The 16,350-nt window shown below is 64.2% G+C and carries 15 protein-coding genes; 7 read left to right on the forward strand and 8 right to left on the reverse strand.

Features of this window, described 5'->3' with window-relative positions; all coding sequences use genetic code 11:
* Nucleotides 1-22: 22 nt before the first annotated feature.
* The 3 genes from BM374_RS05945 to BM374_RS05955 all read right to left on the reverse strand — a co-directional run bounded on the left by BM374_RS05945 (nt 23) and on the right by BM374_RS05955 (nt 4,265).
* Nucleotides 23-1,267: a flavin monoamine oxidase family protein gene (locus BM374_RS05945; protein WP_092289824.1), complete on the reverse strand. Its 1,245-nt coding sequence runs from the start codon at nt 1,265-1,267 to the stop codon at nt 23-25.
* A 101-nt stretch (nt 1,268-1,368) separates the two neighbouring features.
* Nucleotides 1,369-3,195: a translational GTPase TypA gene (gene typA, locus BM374_RS05950; protein WP_092289826.1), complete on the reverse strand. Its 1,827-nt coding sequence runs from the start codon at nt 3,193-3,195 to the stop codon at nt 1,369-1,371.
* A gap of 293 nt (nt 3,196-3,488) precedes the next feature.
* Complete coding sequence (locus BM374_RS05955) at nt 3,489-4,265, reverse strand: Crp/Fnr family transcriptional regulator (RefSeq protein ID WP_092289828.1); 777 nt, start codon at nt 4,263-4,265, stop codon at nt 3,489-3,491.
* 185 nt (nt 4,266-4,450) lie between these two features.
* Here BM374_RS05955 and BM374_RS05960 point away from each other — a divergent pair, with 185 nt between their 5' ends.
* A complete protein-coding gene (locus BM374_RS05960) occupies nt 4,451-4,834 on the forward strand; it encodes a response regulator (protein ID WP_177248116.1) in 384 nt (127 codons plus the stop codon).
* 99 nt (nt 4,835-4,933) lie between these two features.
* Here the strand turns inward: BM374_RS05960 and BM374_RS05965 are convergent, their stop codons facing one another.
* Both BM374_RS05965 and BM374_RS05970 read right to left on the reverse strand, forming a co-directional pair.
* A complete protein-coding gene (locus BM374_RS05965) occupies nt 4,934-6,481 on the reverse strand; it encodes an alkaline phosphatase D family protein (protein WP_092290277.1) in 1,548 nt (515 codons plus the stop codon).
* 105 nt (nt 6,482-6,586) lie between these two features.
* Nucleotides 6,587-8,032: a TAXI family TRAP transporter solute-binding subunit gene (locus BM374_RS05970; RefSeq protein WP_092289832.1), complete on the reverse strand. Its 1,446-nt coding sequence runs from the start codon at nt 8,030-8,032 to the stop codon at nt 6,587-6,589.
* A 152-nt stretch (nt 8,033-8,184) separates the two neighbouring features.
* On the opposite strand from BM374_RS05970, the gene BM374_RS05975 reads away from it, so the two are divergent.
* Complete coding sequence (locus BM374_RS05975) at nt 8,185-8,487, forward strand: 4a-hydroxytetrahydrobiopterin dehydratase (RefSeq protein WP_092289834.1); 303 nt, start codon at nt 8,185-8,187, stop codon at nt 8,485-8,487.
* A gap of 90 nt (nt 8,488-8,577) precedes the next feature.
* A complete protein-coding gene (locus BM374_RS05980; RefSeq protein WP_092289836.1) occupies nt 8,578-8,943 on the forward strand; it encodes a YkvA family protein in 366 nt (121 codons plus the stop codon).
* Between the two features lie 142 nt (nt 8,944-9,085).
* On the opposite strand, the gene BM374_RS05985 is transcribed toward BM374_RS05980, so the two are convergent.
* The 3 genes from BM374_RS05985 to BM374_RS05995 form a co-directional block, all read right to left on the reverse strand.
* Nucleotides 9,086-10,240, reverse strand: a complete 1,155-nt coding sequence (locus BM374_RS05985) for a TAXI family TRAP transporter solute-binding subunit (protein ID WP_092289839.1) — start codon at nt 10,238-10,240, stop codon at nt 9,086-9,088.
* A 17-nt stretch (nt 10,241-10,257) separates the two neighbouring features.
* On the reverse strand, nt 10,258-11,106 hold the full coding sequence (locus tag BM374_RS05990) for a hypothetical protein (protein ID WP_092289841.1): 849 nt from the start codon (nt 11,104-11,106) through the stop codon (nt 10,258-10,260).
* A gap of 311 nt (nt 11,107-11,417) precedes the next feature.
* The gene (locus BM374_RS05995; protein ID WP_092289843.1) at nt 11,418-12,392 is read right to left on the reverse strand and encodes an NADPH:quinone oxidoreductase family protein; all 975 of its coding nucleotides are present in this window, start codon (nt 12,390-12,392) and stop codon (nt 11,418-11,420) included.
* Nucleotides 12,393-12,637: 245 nt separating this feature from the next.
* On the opposite strand from BM374_RS05995, the gene BM374_RS06000 reads away from it, so the two are divergent.
* The 4 genes from BM374_RS06000 (at nt 12,638) to BM374_RS06015 (ending at nt 16,248) form a co-directional block, all read left to right on the forward strand.
* Nucleotides 12,638-13,477, forward strand: a complete 840-nt coding sequence (locus BM374_RS06000; RefSeq protein WP_092289846.1) for an SDR family oxidoreductase — start codon at nt 12,638-12,640, stop codon at nt 13,475-13,477.
* Between the two features lie 114 nt (nt 13,478-13,591).
* Complete coding sequence (locus BM374_RS06005) at nt 13,592-14,233, forward strand: invasion associated locus B family protein (RefSeq protein ID WP_092289848.1); 642 nt, start codon at nt 13,592-13,594, stop codon at nt 14,231-14,233.
* Nucleotides 14,234-14,402: 169 nt separating this feature from the next.
* Entirely contained in the window at nt 14,403-15,605 is a 1,203-nt protein-coding gene (gene rlmN / locus BM374_RS06010) for a dual-specificity RNA methyltransferase RlmN (protein WP_092289850.1), read from the forward strand.
* Between the two features lie 148 nt (nt 15,606-15,753).
* Nucleotides 15,754-16,248, forward strand: a complete 495-nt coding sequence (locus tag BM374_RS06015; protein ID WP_092289853.1) for a hypothetical protein — start codon at nt 15,754-15,756, stop codon at nt 16,246-16,248.
* Nucleotides 16,249-16,350 lie beyond the last annotated feature (102 nt).

Below are 16,350 nucleotides of genomic sequence, written 5' to 3' on the forward strand. Positions count from 1 at the left end.
CTCGCAATGACGCAGTGGGCGGCTAGGACCTTCCCAAAGCCGCCAACACTTCCTGCGCTGCTCGCTCTCCGCTGTCCCGCGCCCCATGCGCCGTCGTGAAGAAGGTCGGCGACGTCGCTTCCCCCGCGAAGAACAACCGCCCATCGACGGGCGCGGCCAGCACAGCGCGATCGCCCGCATGCCCCGGTAGCGCGTGCGAGTAGGAGCCTCTCGCAAACGGATCAAGTGCCCAGCGCGACTCATAGAGCGGCTTCAGCTTGCGGCGGATGTCGTTGCCGAGGAAGCCGGCGATCTCGTCGATGCTGTGCGCGGCGATGGCGCCGTCGCCGGCCTCTTCCAGCTGGCGGGCAAAGCTGCCGCCGAAAAAGCCTTCGATGCAGGGCTGACCGAACGGCCGGATGTGGTAGGTGCCCATTTCCGTGCGCATGGTGGCGCCGCGCAGGTTTCCCTCTTTCGGGAAGGCCTCGGCGTCCTCGAGCGCCAGCGTCACCTTGTCGTCGACGCCGAGCGGCAGGCCGGCTGCGGCGCTCAGCTTGGCCGGCAACGGTGGCGAGAAGCGGATGGCTTCATCGGCGATCAGGTTGGTCGGCACGGTGACGATCACCTTGTCCGCGGTCAGCGTACCCCGTGATGTCTCGATGCGGACGCGCTTGCCCGAGTGATCGATCAGCGTGACGTTGCAGTCCAGCGCGACCGGGCAGGGCGCGCCATAGGCCGCGATCAGCGCGCCATACCCGCGGCGGACGCGCCAGTTGAGCTCGCTGTCCTCATAGGCATCCCAGTCGAGCGTCGACATGTCCGCGAGCTCGCAACCGTTGATGTAGGTCGAGATCGCGTCGATCATGGGATTCCAGCGATTGCCGGGCTCGAGACCGAGGCTCGCGGGCTCGTCCTTGCCTTTTTGCGCGGCGTGCCAGAGCCGCTCATAGAACGCGTCCATCGCGCGCATGAAATCGTCGCGCAGCTCCTGCGGAAACGCATTCCCATAGGCCCGCTCGCGCCAGGGCGGCAAATCCTTGTTGAGCTCGAAACCGAGCTGCCGTGCGATTGCGACGAAAGAGTTCTTGTCCGCAGAGTGCAGCCAGCCGCAGCCGACGTCGAAGGTGACCTCAGGCGAGACCTGCACGGTCCAGGCGCGGCCGCCGAGCCGGTCGCGTGCCTCCAGCACGATCACGGAGAGGCCGGAGCCTTCAAGCGCATGCGCCGCGCCGAGGCCGGCGGCACCGGCACCGATGATGGCCACGTCGACGGAGGAAGGGAAGGACATGGAGGGGCGAATAGTGAGTGGCGAATGGCGAATAGATTATAAGAAACGCAGGCTCCGGCCAAACGCTCCTACTCGCTACTCGCCATGCCTTATTCGCCCAATTACGCCACCGCTTCCTTGGCCTTTTCCGCGCGCTTGCGCTCGTTCGGATCGAGGTGCTTCTTGCGCAGGCGGATCGACTTCGGGGTGACCTCGACGAGCTCGTCGTCCTCGATATAGGCGAGCGCCTTTTCCAGCGTCATGCGGATCGGCGGCGTCAGGCGCACCGCTTCGTCCTTCGAGGTCGTGCGGATGTTGGTGAGCTGCTTGCCCTTGAGCACGTTGATCTCGAGATCGTTGTCGCGGGTGTGCTCGCCGACGATCATGCCTTTGTAGACCTTCCAGCCGGGCTCGATCATCATCGGGCCGCGATCTTCCAGCTTGAACATGGCGTAGGCCACCGCTTCGCCCTGGTCGTTGGAGATCAAGACGCCGTTGCGGCGGCCCTGGATCTCGCCCTTGTACGGCGCATAGCCGTGGAACAAGCGGTTCATGATCGCGGTGCCGCGGGTGTCGGTGAGCAGCTCGCCCTGATAGCCGATCAGGCCGCGGGTCGGCGCGTAGAACACCAGGCGCTGACGGTTGCCGCCTGATGGCTTCATCTCGATCAGCTCGGACTTGCGCTCGCTCATCTTCTGCACGACGACGCCGGAATGCTCCTCGTCGACATCGATCACGACTTCCTCGATCGGCTCCAGCGCGCCGCCGGTGGCCTCGTCCTTCTGGAACACGACGCGGGGACGCGACACCGAGAGCTCAAAACCCTCGCGGCGCATGGTCTCGATCAGGATCGCGAGCTGCAATTCGCCGCGGCCCGACACTTCCATCGCATCCTTGTCGGCGGATTCGACGACGCGGAGCGCGACGTTGCCCTCGGCCTCGCGCAAGAGACGGTCGCGGATCATGCGGCTCGTCACCTTGTCGCCTTCGGTGCCGGCGAGCGGGGAGTTGTTGACGATGAACGACATCGACACGGTCGGCGGGTCGATCGGCTGGGCCGGCAGCGGCACCTCGACGGTCGGATCGCAGAAGGTGTCGGCGACGGTACCCTTGGTCAGGCCCGCAATCGCGACGATGTCGCCGGCTTCGGCTTCCTCGAGCGGCGTGCGCTCGAGGCCGCGGAAGGCCAGGATCTTGGTGATGCGCCCGGTCTCGACCAGCTTGCCATCGGCATGCAGCACCTTGACCTGCTGGTTCGGCTTGAGCACGCCGGACGAGATGCGGCCGGTGATGATGCGGCCGAGATAGGGATTGGCCTCGAGGATGGTGCCGATCATGCGGAACGGGCCTTCCTCGACCTTCGGCGGCGCGACGTGGCGCAGCACCAGCTCGAACAGCGGCTCCATGCCCTTGTCCTGCGGACCCTCCGGGCTATCGGCCATCCAGCCCTGCTTGGCTGATCCATACAGAATGGGGAAGTCGAGCTGCTCCTCGCTGGCATCGAGCGCCGCGAACAGGTCGAACACCTCGTTGATGACTTCGGTCGGGCGCGCGTCGGGGCGATCGACCTTGTTGATGACGACGATCGGCTTGAGGCCGACCTTGAGCGCCTTGGAGACCACGAATTTGGTCTGCGGCAGCGGGCCTTCGGCGGCGTCGACCAGCACCAGCGCGCCGTCCACCATGTTCAGGATGCGCTCGACCTCACCGCCGAAATCGGCGTGGCCGGGGGTGTCGACGATGTTGATGCGGGTGTCCTTCCACTGCACCGAGGCCGCCTTGGCCAGAATGGTGATGCCGCGCTCGCGCTCCAGGTCGTTGGAGTCCATGGCGCGATCCGTCACCTTCTGGTTCTCGCGGAACGTGCCGGACTGCTGGAGGAGCTTGTCGACGAGGGTCGTCTTGCCATGGTCGACGTGGGCGATGATGGCGACGTTACGAAGATTCATGAGTGAGCTTCTTTGCGGTCGGACAATGGGTTAAGCGCGATCTCGCCGGTCAAGCCGGGACCTCTTCGCGGGAACAACGCTGAAACGTGGAAAACGGGGCCTGTTATGCCCAAAAAGGAAACCCGGCCATATCGACCGGGTAGCCCTACGCGTTTGCGCCGCAATATAGGGAAAAAACGCCAAAAAACAATGCGTTCTTTCGGGGTTGGTTGACTGAATTTTGTCCGGGAATCCCCGGAGCTTAGGCGATCCCGGCCAAATCGGCCTGATATTCGCGCACCCGGCTGTCCCGGTCAGCCCGGCGCGGCGCGGCTCTCCGCCTCCTCTGTCGGATAGACTCCGCGCAGCACCTCCTCGAAATGCATCTTCACGGCGTCGTTGCAGAGGCAGGCGCGCATGCGCAAGCCGTCGTGGTTGCGAACCAGGATCGCGCCGCGCCTGGTATCGAGCACACCTTCGGCCTTGAATGATTGCAGCACGCGACTGGCATAAGAGCGACCGACACCGAGCAGTGTCGCAAGCTGCTCGTGCGTCAGCGGCACGCTGTGCTCGTCGCCGGTCCGCTCCATCGCCGCGACGATCCATTTCGCCGTGCGTTGCTCGATCGAATGAATCGCGTTGCAGGCGGTCGACTGGAAGATCTGCGCCAGCATGCAATCGGCGTAGCGGGCGAAGATGTTGCGCAGCGACGGCGAGCGGGCCTTGGCCGCCTCCAGTTTGCCGACGTGAATCCGCGCGAACGGGCCGCCGAATTTCACGCAGATGCGGGTATAGGCCGGCAGGAATCCTTCGCTGACGATGCCGCCCACCGCGCCCTCGCGACCGACCAGAATGGTCTCGACATCGCGGCCGTCTTCATTCGGGACGAGAAACGTTGCGAGGGACGGACCGCAGGGAAAATGCACCACCTGGACGTCGTCGCCGGGACTGTAGAGCAGATGGTTCGCGGCGACCTCGTCAACGGTGACGGAGGGTGCGAGCAGCGCATAATCAGCCGGGCGCAAGCGCCGCAGCAGGTTGTTGGCGGGCCGGCTCTCGACATCGTTTATCGTGCTGATACGCGCGTCCATCGCGAACTCCCGGTCCTCCTCTCCACAGTAGCGACTTCCGTTCATGGCCTGTGTGCACATGTGGACAGACGTAAGAACTGTTCTGTGGTGAGTTTCGTTCCGGGAACCCTCCGATGCGCTGGGCGCAGGTATCGGCTTGGGGCTGTCCTGACCGGTGAAACATGCAGCTCTCAATAGTCAGGACCATGATACCTGCCTCCCCGGACCGCCCGGCCGAACTCCCCGCCGACGTGCTGATCGTCGAGGACGATCCGATTATCGCCATCGATTTCGAGGATCGGCTGCTCGGCTTTGGCGTCAAAAGCGTGCGCAGCGTGGGTTCGGTGGCGCAGGCGCTGAACGCGATCAATGCACGCGCGCCCGACTTCGCGCTGCTCGACGTCGAGCTGATCCGCGAGAAGAGTTTTGCGATCGCCGAGCGGCTCGCAGTGCTGGCAATTCCCTTCGTCTTCGTCACCGGCTACGGCGCGGAGACCAGCATCCCGCCGGAGTTTGCCGCACGGCCGCGGCTGCAAAAGCCGTGCTCCAGCGATGCGCTGGAGGCGGCATTGCAGGCCCGCGGCGGCTAAGGGAAAAGTGCGAAGCGGTTTTCCGAAAAGATCCTGCTCAAACAACAACCTGAAGCGCGATGATGATTCATCCTAATCTCATCGCGCTTTAGATCGGCGTCAGGCGAATTTCGGATCCAGCGTGGTCGACCACAGCGCGATGTCGGCGCGGTCGCGCAACGTCACCGTCATCTGGCCGGAGGCACCGTCGATCTTGACGTGACCGAAGAACTGCATGCCGGCGGATGGCGGCAGGTTCTGCTTGTCGAGGCCGGGCGCCTTGATGAAACGCACGTCGGGGCCGAACGTGTTGTCGAGCTCGTTCGGGCCGAACGTTCCGGCGTGCAGCGGCCCTGAGACGAATTCCCAGAACGGCTCGAAATCCTGGAATTGCGCCTTGTTGGGATCGTAATAATGCGCGGCGGCGTAGTGCACGTCCGCCGTCAGCCACACCGTATTCCTGATCGGCGCCGTCTTGATGAAGCGCAGGATGTCGGCGATCTCGAACTCTCTCCCGCGCACCGGGCCGTCGCCCTGCGCGAAGGCTTCCGACCCCTTCTTGTTCGCCGCATCGTCGTAAACGATGATGCTGAGCGGCATGTCGGAGGCGATCACTTTCCATGTCGCGCGCGAATTGAGCAGGCCGCGCTTCAGCCAGGCCATCTGGTCGGGGCCGAGGAAATAGCTGGCCGGGCCGTACTCCGTCTCGAGATTGGCGCCGTTCGGGCCGCGATAGCTGCGCTCGTCGAGCACGAACACGTCGAGATGCGGGCCATAGGAGATCTGGCGATAGACCCGGCCCGGCTCATTGATGCTCTCGCGCATCGGATACATCTCGTGGAAGGCGCGGGACGCGCGGGCCGCCAGCAGCGAGATGTCGCGCACCTTGTAGGCAGCAGGCAGATCCTTCGACAGCGACCAATTGTTGGTCACCTCGTGATCGTCCCACTGCACGAAGATTGGCACTTCGGCATTGAAGGCGCGGACATTGTCGTCGGTGAAATTGTATTTGTGCGCGGCGCGGTACTCGTCCAGCGTCTCGGCGACCTTGGCCTTCTCGGGGATCGTGAGGTTCTTCCAGATCTTGCCGTCGGCAAGCTTGACCTCGGAGGCGATCACGCCGTCGGCGTAGATGGTGTCGCCGGAATGCAGCAGGAAATCCGGCCGGTGCTTGCGCATGGTTTCGAAGGTGAGCATGCCGCCGTCTTCGGGATTGATGCCCCAGCCCTGGCCTGCGACGTCGCCGCCCCAAACGAAGCTGACATCGCGACGATCGGCCGGCGCGGTGCGGAAGCGGCCGACCACCGGCTCGCCTTCGATCGCGGTGTGCGAGAGATCGCGGAAGCGGACGCGATAGAAGATGTCCTGGCCCGCGGGCAGATTTTCCACCAGCATCTTGGCGGTGAAGTCGCTCTCGGGCAGCGCAGCGATCGGCGGCAGCGCCCGGGCGTTCTTGAACGAATCCGTCGTCGCCACCTCGACCAGCATCTGTGCTGGCCGGTCGGTCCGCGCCCAGACCACCCCGCCGTCCACCGTGACGTCGCCGGATTGCACGCCATGGGTGACCATGGGCCGGTCGGCCGCGCGCGACAGATGCGGCATCGCGATCGCGCCGAGCGCACCGGCGCTGGTGCTGAGGAATTTGCGGCGGGAGAATTTGATCTTCATGACGATGCCCTCGATATCGCGCAGCCCCGCCAAGGCGACGGTCGCTGGGACGAAGTACGACGCTATATTGAGACAGTGTGACGCGGCGATTACGCGGACGGGCGTTTATGCGTTGCCGGCGGCCCGGAATTGCGCGCCGGCGCGTTGCAGGTTCGGCGGCAGGCTGGACAGCACGACCTTGCGGTCGGCAATTGCGGCATGGAACTGGTCGAGTACGATGTTGAAGGCGGTCAGGGCGCCTTCTTCGATGGCGCCGTCATCGTAGCAACGCAGCGTGTCGCGCAAGATGTCGTCGGCTTCGGCCTGCATCTGGTCGAGCTCGTCGGCGGTCTCGCTCTTGCGGGCTGCGGCGAGCATGTCGAGCAGGCGCTCGCGCTGATGATTGTTGCTGTTGCGCTCATCCTTTTTCAGGTAGCCGGCGAACCATGCGCCGATCGAGCCCATGGCCGAAAGCGCCATCAGGCTCCACCAGATGTAATCGCTGTACTTGTCGAGGAAGGTCTTCTCTTCGCCGTCGACGAAGGCGGCCGCGCCCGGGTGCACCGGGATCGCCGCGTCCTTGTCGGTATCGGGTGTCTCGATCTTCGCGGCCTGCGGGAAATCGGCCAGCAATTGCTGGCGCACGGCGAAGAGCTGCCGGGTGAAGGCCGCGACCGTGGTCTCCGACAGGCCTTTGCGTGCCACGATGTGGTGCGAGAAACTGATGGTCTTGACCTCGTCGTCGGGGCGGTCGGGCGAGCCGCCATAGGTGCCGGCGGGAATCTCCGAGGACTCGTAGACCGGATGGTTCTGCGCGATCGCATCGGCTGAATCGATGGCGAGGAAGGTTGGCGCGCTGCCATCCCTGGCTGAGGCGGCGATCGCGTCGGACGTGATCTTGCTGTTGACCGGGCCGGCCGCGAGATAGACGTCGGCCTTCTGTGCCTTGATCGCCTCGGCGGCCTCGCTTGCCGGGAACTGCACGACCTCCACCTTGGCGGGATCGACGCCGTATTGCTGGAGGATCACCTTGAGCAAATTGACGTTGGCCGGGGTCCGGCCGACCACGCCGACGCGATGGCCGGCGAGCTGCGCGATCTTGGTGATCTTCGCGCCCTTCTTCTTGCCCTTGCCGGAAACCGACCACAGCACCACGACGTTCTTGCGCAGCGTCGCGACGGCTTGCGCGTTCTTGGGCACCTCGAGATCGCCGCGTATGATGGCGAGATCGGCCTTGCCCTGGGCGAGCTCATTGGCGCTGGCGATGGCGCCGTCGGTCTGGATCGGGCGCAGCCGCACGTAACCCTTGCTCTGCGCGAAGGCCTGCGTCAGCGTCTGTACCACCTTGACGTCGTCGCTGTTGGCTGGACCGACCGCGATCTTCAGCACCACCGGCCGCATCGCGAAATAGTAGCCGCCTGCCAGCGCGCCGATGATGGCGAGCACCAGCGCCAGAGACACGAGCGCCGTCTTCCGCGCCGCCGATCGTGGCGAAGGCGGAGCGGGCGTTTCGGCCAGGTCTAATCCCCCGGTCATCGATCTCCCAAACAGGCGCTTCAGGCTCAGTTTCATCTTGGCCGGCGATTTACGCCGGCAATTGTAGCAAATTTCTTGTCCGGCGGGGTTACATCTCCGTCATGGTTAGCGGATCGGGCGAAATCCCCTTGGACCCGGACCGTAAGCACGGTGTTAGGGTAAAGTTCCCCTGAAAAACGGAGGCCATCATGGCAGAGCGGCTATCGGCGGACGCACGCAAGCAGGCGCTGGGTGGTATCACGGGCTGGACCGAGGTTCAGGGCCGCGACGCCATCGGGAAGACCTTTGTCTTCAAGGATTTCAACGAGGCGTTCGGCTTCATGACCCGTGCAGCGCTGGTCGCCGAGAAGATGGATCACCACCCCGAATGGCGCAATGTCTACAAGACTGTCGAGGTGGTGCTGTCGACCCATGACGCCGGTGGCGTCACCCAACGTGATATCGCGCTCGCCACCGCGATGAACGCCATCGCTAAGCTGACATCAGGCTGAGATCTTGCAGGCAGGATGCGCATCCCCATGTTGTGATCGTCGTCAGATGCGGCCTTCGGCCGCGGCGGATTGAGCGGGGAGTTCTCGAACATGGCTGCCGAACACAGCGTCGGCTTCGAGCCGGCCGATCGGCTCGCGGAAGATCGTGACAGCGTTCGCCGCCGCTTTTGGCGCAAGCTGAAGCGCGTCGCCGCGCAGCTGCCGTTCGCGGAAGATCTGCTCGCCGCCTATTATTGTGCGTTCGATCGGCAGACGCCGCGCCATGTCCAGGCGTCGCTGCTGGCTGCGATCGCCTATTTCATCCTGCCGTTCGACTTCATCCCCGATGTGATGCCAGTGCTCGGCTTCACCGATGATGCCGCCGTGCTCGCGACCGCCATTCGCATGGTCGCGAGCCACATCACGTCGGAGCACCGCGCCGCGCTGAAGCGCGGCGTGGATGAGGTGGCACAGTAGCGAGCCCCGTATTCCGCTGTCATTCCCCGCGTAGGCGGGGAATCCGGTACGCCGCGGCCTCTCGATTCAATCACAGCCGTCTAGGAGTACTGGATCGCCCGGTCAAGCCGGACGATGACAGTGAGGTGTGGAGACGAGCTCGCTACTTCTTCTCCGCCCGCGCATTCTCGGCGTCCCAGGCCTGGAATTGCTTGAACAGCGTCTCCCTTTCCGCGTCGGTCACCTTTGCACCTGCCGGGCTTTGCTTCAGGAAGGCCTCGAAGCGTTGCCGCGTCACCGGCTCGACGCCGTGCCGGTCGAGCCATTGCTGCGCCACCGGCAATCTATTCCAGCCCGCCAGCGGGGCCGCGAGCGAGACCTCCTTCCACTTGGGATGGAAGGGCGGGTTTTGCAGCGCCGGAAATTTCGTGAAGAACGCGTCCACGAACAGCGCAAGCTTGCGGTAGCGTTCGGTGTTCTGCGCCCAGTTGTAGGCCGCGAGCACCGCCGGCACGGCGATCGTGTCCACGCTCTCGCCGTCCTTGATCAGGTTCGGATAGTCCTTTGACGTCAGCGTCGCCGGCAGATAGTCGCTCTGGAGCGGCTTTGCGTAGTCAACCTTCGCCAGGTGGAAGCGGCCGTCATTGCCGAAGGTCGAGACCGACTTGTACGGCTTGCCGCCGACCACGACGACGGCGTCGATCTCGCCGGCCTTCAGCTTCTCCATCGCGATCCGCTGCTCGACATAGACGAATTTTGCCTTGATTCCGAGCCGTTCGAATACGGTGAGTGCGGTGATGAAGGTGCCGCCGTTCGGCAGGTCCACGCTGACCGTCTTGCCTTCGAGGTCTTTGAGCGTCGCGACCGATTTCGGCGCGATCACCTGCATCTCCTCGTTATAGAGCTTGGTGACATAGGTGAACTGCTTCTTGATGTCCTTGGCAAAGCCCTTGCGCTCGAGATAGTCGAGCGTATCGGCCCGCACGACGCCGAGGTCGACACCTTGCAGGAACAGAATGTCGGCGACGCTCTGCACCGAGCCGCGGCCGACGATCGGAAGCACGCGGATCTTGTTGCCGTCGTCGAGCACGGAGGCGAGGTCGGCGCCGAACTGCACATAGGTACCGCCGATCGTGCCTGTGATCAGCGTGACGGTGTTGGCGTTCAGCGCCTGCTTGGTCGAGTTCGAGCCGAACTGGAAGATGGCTTTCAAACCGTCCGAGACCTTGGCCGGATCGTATTCGGTCTGCTCGGCGCGCGCCGCGCAGGAACAGATGGTCATGATGGCGGCAAGCGCCATTTTCAAAGCGTAACGCATGATGTCCCCTGCCAAATCTAGTTCTGAAGTTGGGAGAGGCGCTGCCGCGCCTCGGCCGATCCAAGCTGCGCGGCTTTCTGGTACCAGTCGCGCGCGGCTGCGGGGTCCGCAGTGATGCTCCGCGTGTCCTTGGTGCCCAGCACGGCTGGATCATAGGTCTGCGCCAGCACGTACGCCGCCGTCGCATCTTGTGCATTCGCCGCGCGTTCGAGCAGGAGCCGCGCCGCGGCGATGTCGCCGACGCTCATCAGGCTCCTGGCCCGTGCCATGAGCCCCGCCAGCGTGTCTGCGTCGAGGGTCGTGGCGGGCGGCGGTGGCTCGGGCGGCGCAGCAACGGTCGCCGGCCCAGGTGCCGGGGTCTGAGCTTGCAGCGCCGTCTGATAGGCGCTTGCGATCGCCTCGCGACTTGGCGTTTGCGGCGCAGGGGGGTCCTGCGCATCGGCACTCGCCAGCCTCGTGTCGCTCGCGCGCGCCGGATCCTTGCGCGGCGTCTGCGGCTCGGCCGGCGCATTGGTCGACGCCATGGCCTGGTCTGCCGCGATGCCCATCCAGCTACCGGCGTTGGCGGCAAACAGGCCGCGAAGGTCGGACTGAAACAGCGCGGCCGAGACAGCCAGCGAGGATGCCGCCAGAACGACCGCAAGAACACGCGGGATGAGTCTGGAGCGCACCTCCATCTGCGCATATTCGCGTGGGTCCGGCGCGCCGAGCGGATCGGACAGGAACAGTGGAATTGGATCGTCCTGCGATAGTTCGGCGCGTGCGGCACGCGCGCGGATGAAGGACGCGGTCGGTGAAGGTGATGCTGTTCGATGGGAGTCGAGCGCGCTCGACTCCGTCGACGGGCGATGCGCCGTCGTCTCCATGGTGATGCTCCCCATACTAACGCAACGCGGGGGCATTCCCGGCTTCAGTCTTCTTGCTTTTGTCCAGAAGTGTCCCGCAAATGGAGCCGGTAAAACGCCGTTTGAATCAGCCCAAAAAACGTCAGCGCTTTGCGCGAATTGGGAAATAGTTGGGTTTGATTGGGGCGAGGCGGAGGAATGCACCGCAATTTTGGCGGTGATGGTTGAGGACGGTTCAACCAGACGGCGCCGCGCGAAAAAGCCGGCGCTGCTTCAGCAACGCCGGTGATTCGTGCGATGGCGGTTGTGGATGTGGCGGGGCGCCTGCGGCCTCACGGATGCAGGATCACCTTGCCCATGGCCTGGCGTCCCGCCAGAACCTTCAGCGCGTCGGCGGTCTGCGCCAGCGGGAAGGTACGGTCGACATGCGATGAGATCTTTCCTTCCGCCGTCCACTTCACGAGCTTCTCGAGATTGGCGCGGTTCTTGGCGGGATTGACCCGGGTCCAGGCGCCCCAGAATACGCCTCTGATATCGCAGCCCTTCAACAGCGCGAGGTTCAGCGGCATCTTCGGAATGTCACCGGCGGCAAAGCCGATCACCAGGAAACGGCCTTCCCAGGCGATCGACCGCAGCGCCTGTTCGGCGTAAGCGCCGCCCACGGGATCGAAGATGATGTCGACGCCCTTGCCGTCGGTGAGTTTACGCAAGCCTTCCTTCAGGTCTTCCTTGGCGTAGTTCAGCGTCAGCTCGGCGCCGTGCGCCCTGGCGAAAGCGAGCTTCTCGTCCGACGAAGCGCAGGCGATCACTTTCAGGCCCATCAGCTTGCCGAGCTCGCAGGCGGCAAGGCCGGTGCCGCCGGCCGCACCCAGCACCGCGAGCGTCTCGCCCGGCTTGGGGCTGGCGCGATCCTCCAGCGCATGCAGCGCGGTGCCGTAGATGATGATGATGCCGGCTGCGCGGTCGTAGTCGAGATTGTCGGGGATCTTCACGATTGATGCCGCGGGCAGCGCGATCTTTTCACGCGCGCCGTTGTGGCCGCAGGAGGCGACGACGCGATCGCCGACCTTGAGATCAGTGACACCATGGCCGATGCTCTCGATCACGCCGGCAACTTCCGCGGCTGGCGAGAACGGGAACGGCGGCTTGATCTGGTACTTTCCTTGAATCATCAGGATGTCGAAAAAATTCAGCGCCGCCGCCTTGATCGCGATCACGGCTTCGCCGGGACCGGCCACCGGGTCCGGCACATCGGCGAGCACGAGGTCGTCGGGCTGGCAATATTGCGAGCAGAGAATGGCTTTCATGGCGGCACCTGAAGCGTTTCGAGGGGAATTATAGTTGGTGCGGTTTTGCCGGATTTAGTGCGGTCCGACAATCCGGATTCTTTGCTTGCGGCGACGTTCGCCCTATCCTCGTCATTGCAAGCGAAGCGAAGCAATCCGGGCTATTTCCGCAGGACGGATTCTGGATTGCTTCAGCCTCCGCTAAAGCTTCGGCGGACAAGTCGCTGCGGTCGCAATGACGAAATCGCGGAGAAGGGATTCAAACGATGTTTGAAACGGACCTGCTCAAGAACAAGCGCATCCTCGTCACCGGCGGCGGCTCGGGCCTTGGCGCTGCGATGGGCCGACGCTTCCTCACGCTCGGCGCCGAGCTCGTGATCTGCGGCCGCAAGCTCGATCGTCTGGAGACAACCGCAGCGGGGATGCGCGCGCAGACCGGCGGCAAGGTCACCACCAACGCCTGCGATGTTCGCGATGGCGCCGCCGTCGATGCGATGATGGATGCGATCTGGCGTGAAGCGCCGCTCGACATCCTCGTCAACAACGCCGCAGCGACCTTCATCGCGCAGAGCGAGCATCTGTCGTTTCGCGCGGCCGATGCCATCCTGGCGCCGACCCTGCATGGCGCGATGTATTGCACGCTCGCCGCAGGCAAGCGCTGGATCGAAGGCAAGCATGGCGGCGTCGTGCTCTCGATTCTCTCGACCTCGACCATCACCGGCCGCGCCTTCACCGTTCCCTCCGCGATGGCGAAATCGGCGGTGCTGGCGATGACCAAGAGCCTGGCGGTGGAATGGGGCCCGAAAGGCATCCGCACCGTCGCGATCGCGCCGGGACCGTTCCCGACCCCGGGCGCATCCGGGCAGCTTCGCCCGGAGGGCCGCGACGAAAGCTGGACGGCGCGCAATCCGCTGGGCCGCACCGGCGAGCATAGCGAGCTGGCTGACCTCGCCAGCTTCCTGGTCTCGGATCGCGCTGCTTACATCAATGGTGAGATGGTGGTGATCGACGGCGGCGCGCATTTGCGCAGTTCCGGCGCCGAGGATTTGTTGCAATGGTCGGACGCGCAATGGGCCGAACAGCGCGCGGCGCGGTCCGGAAGCTAGCCGCGTCGCCCTGCTAACTGCCTTCCCAAATTGAACTTTCCCAGCTATCCCTGACCGGGGACAAAGCGCGATCGGGCCATCTTCCAGTCACAATATTGAGGGAACCACTCCGGCATGTGGCGGGTGCTCTTTTTGGCTTTGATGATTGGCGTGACGGCGTGGGGACTCAGTGATTCCGCGCGCGCGCAGACGGCTCAACCGGCCCCGAAGACTGCGGCCAAGCCCGCTGCCGCCAAGACGGCCGCGAAGACGGCAGCAAAGCCCGAGGGCAAGCCAGCGGCCTCTACCGCGGCGGTTGCGGGCGGCGCAGAGCCGACCCTGATCGGCCAGTTCGGCACCTGGGGTGCCTATTCGGCGGCACCCAATGGCAAGAAGGTCTGCTTTGCGCTGGCCAAGCCGTCATCGTCCAAGACCAATCCGCCGAACCGGCCGCGCGATCCCGCCTATGCCTTCGTCTCGACCCGGCCGGCCGAGAAGGTGAACAACGAAGTTTCGGTCATGATCGGCTACGCGCTGAAGCCGGGCTCCGAATCCACCATCGAGGTCGGCGGCGCCTCTTTTGCCATGTACACGCAGGGCGACGGCCTCTGGATCAAGAATGCGGCCGAGGAGGAGCGAATGGTGGAGGCCATGCGCAAATCCGCCGATCTCGTGGTCAAGGGCGTCTCGGCCAAGGGCACGGAGACGACCGATACGTTCTCGCTGAAGGGCCTTGCCCAGGCGCTCGACAAGATCGCGCAGGATTGCAGGCATTAAGGCTGCGGGCGAGAAGGTCGCAATCGGCCGTTCCGGTTGCTATATAAGGGCGGTTCCTAGCTTTTCCGTCATTCCGGGATGATCCGAAGGACCAGACCCGGAATCTCGAGGTTCCGGGTTCGACGCTTTGCGCCGCCCCGGAACGACAAAACACAATCAGGCCTAATCGATGCAACCGACGACCGAGCCGCGCGACGCAATCCTGGTGGAGAAGACGCCACTCGAAACCTATGTGCCGCTGGCAAAACCCTCGCTGATCGGATTGTCGCGCACCGAGCTTGCCGATCGCCTCGGCGAGATCGGCGTCGCTCCGGCGCAGCGCAAGATGCGTGTGCAGCAGCTGTGGCACTGGCTCTATTTCCGCGGCGCCCAGAGTTTTGACGACATGACCTCGATTTCGAAGGGCATTCGCGCCGATCTCGCGCAGCGCTTCACCGTCGACCGGCCCGAAGTCGTGGCCGAGCAGATCTCCAACGACGGCACCCGCAAATGGCTGCTACGCCTGCCGAGCGGCGACTCCGTCGAGAAGGCGCATGAAGTCGAGTGCGTCTACATTCCCGAGACCGATCGCGGCACGCTCTGCGTCTCCTCGCAGGTCGGCTGCACGCTGAACTGCTCGTTCTGTCACACCGGTACGCAGCGCCTGGTGCGCAATCTCACCGCCGGCGAGATCGTCGGCCAGATCATGGTCGCGCGCGACCGCTTGAACGATTGGGCCGACCGCGAGGACGGCACGCGCCGCGTCACCAACATCGTGATGATGGGCATGGGCGAGCCGCTCTACAATTTCGACGCGGTACGCGATGCACTTTTGATCGTCGGCGACAATGAGGGTATCGGCATCTCCCGCCGCCGCATCACGCTGTCGACCTCGGGCGTGGTGCCGAACATCGTGCGCGCCGGCGAGGAGATCGGCGTCATGCTCGCGATCTCGCTGCATGCGGTGCGCGACGAGCTGCGCAACGAGCTGGTGCCGCTCAACCGCAAATATCCGATCAAGGAGCTGCTGCAGGCCTGCCGCGATTATCCCGGCGCTTCGAATGCGCGCCGCATCACCTTCGAATATGTGATGCTCAAGGGCGTCAACGATTCGCTCGACGATGCAAAGCTGCTGGTGAAGCTGCTCAAGGGCATTCACGCCAAGATCAATCTGATCCCGTTCAATCCCTGGCCCGGCACCGCCTATGAATGCTCGGACTGGGACCAGATCGAAAAGTTCTCCGAATACATCTTCAACGCCGGCTATTCCTCGCCGGTGCGCACGCCGCGCGGCCGCGACATCCTCGCCGCCTGCGGCCAGCTCAAGTCCGAGACGGAAAAGCTCAGCGCACGCGAGCGTCAAGCGCTGCGCGCGATGGCGATGACGGATTGAGGATGAGTGCCTCACGCGCTCTCGTCATGGCCGGGCTTGTCCCGGCCATCCACGAACCGCGAGCAAGAAAGTCGTGGATGCCCGGGTCAAGCCCGGGCATGACGGTTGAGAACGTGGCGACATCGTTTGTCGACAACCTGCTTATGTCATGTCCCTGATCGGCCGCCTCGTCGTCATCTTCATCGGCTTCCTCGCCGCCTGTTTCGTCGGCGGCACGATCGTGGTCGGCGCGCTGCTGTTTCCGGAATTTTCCGATCTCGGCGCCGGCCCCGTCGATCAGGGCACGATCGATATCCTGCTCGGCTTCGGCTTCATTTTTGTTTCTGGTTTCGCGCTGGTACCGGCGGCGGTGATCGTCGCGATCACGGAAGCCCTCTATATCCGCAGTGCGCTGGCCTACGCGGTCGGCGGTGGCCTCGTCGGTCTCGCCTGCTATCTCGGCCTCGTCCCGTTCGATTCAGATACGTTTCAGTTCGAAGGCATCGTACGCCGCCATCTGGAGATCATGACCGGCGCGGGCATTGTTGCCGGCGTCGTCTACTGGCTGATCGCCGGCCGCAATGCCGGCGCCTGGCGCATCCCGCCGGCTCCGCGCCAACCGCCTCCGCCGCTGCCGTCGAATTCGCGGCCGGATGCGCGCTAGTTTGCACCGTCATTCCGGGGCGCGCGTAGCGCGAACTATGGTGCGCAATTGCGCACCTGAGAATCTCGAGATTCCCGGCTCGGTGCTGCGCACCGCCCCGGA

Source organism: Bradyrhizobium sp. Ghvi (assembly GCF_900115265.1).
Lineage (GTDB): Bacteria > Pseudomonadota > Alphaproteobacteria > Rhizobiales > Xanthobacteraceae > Bradyrhizobium.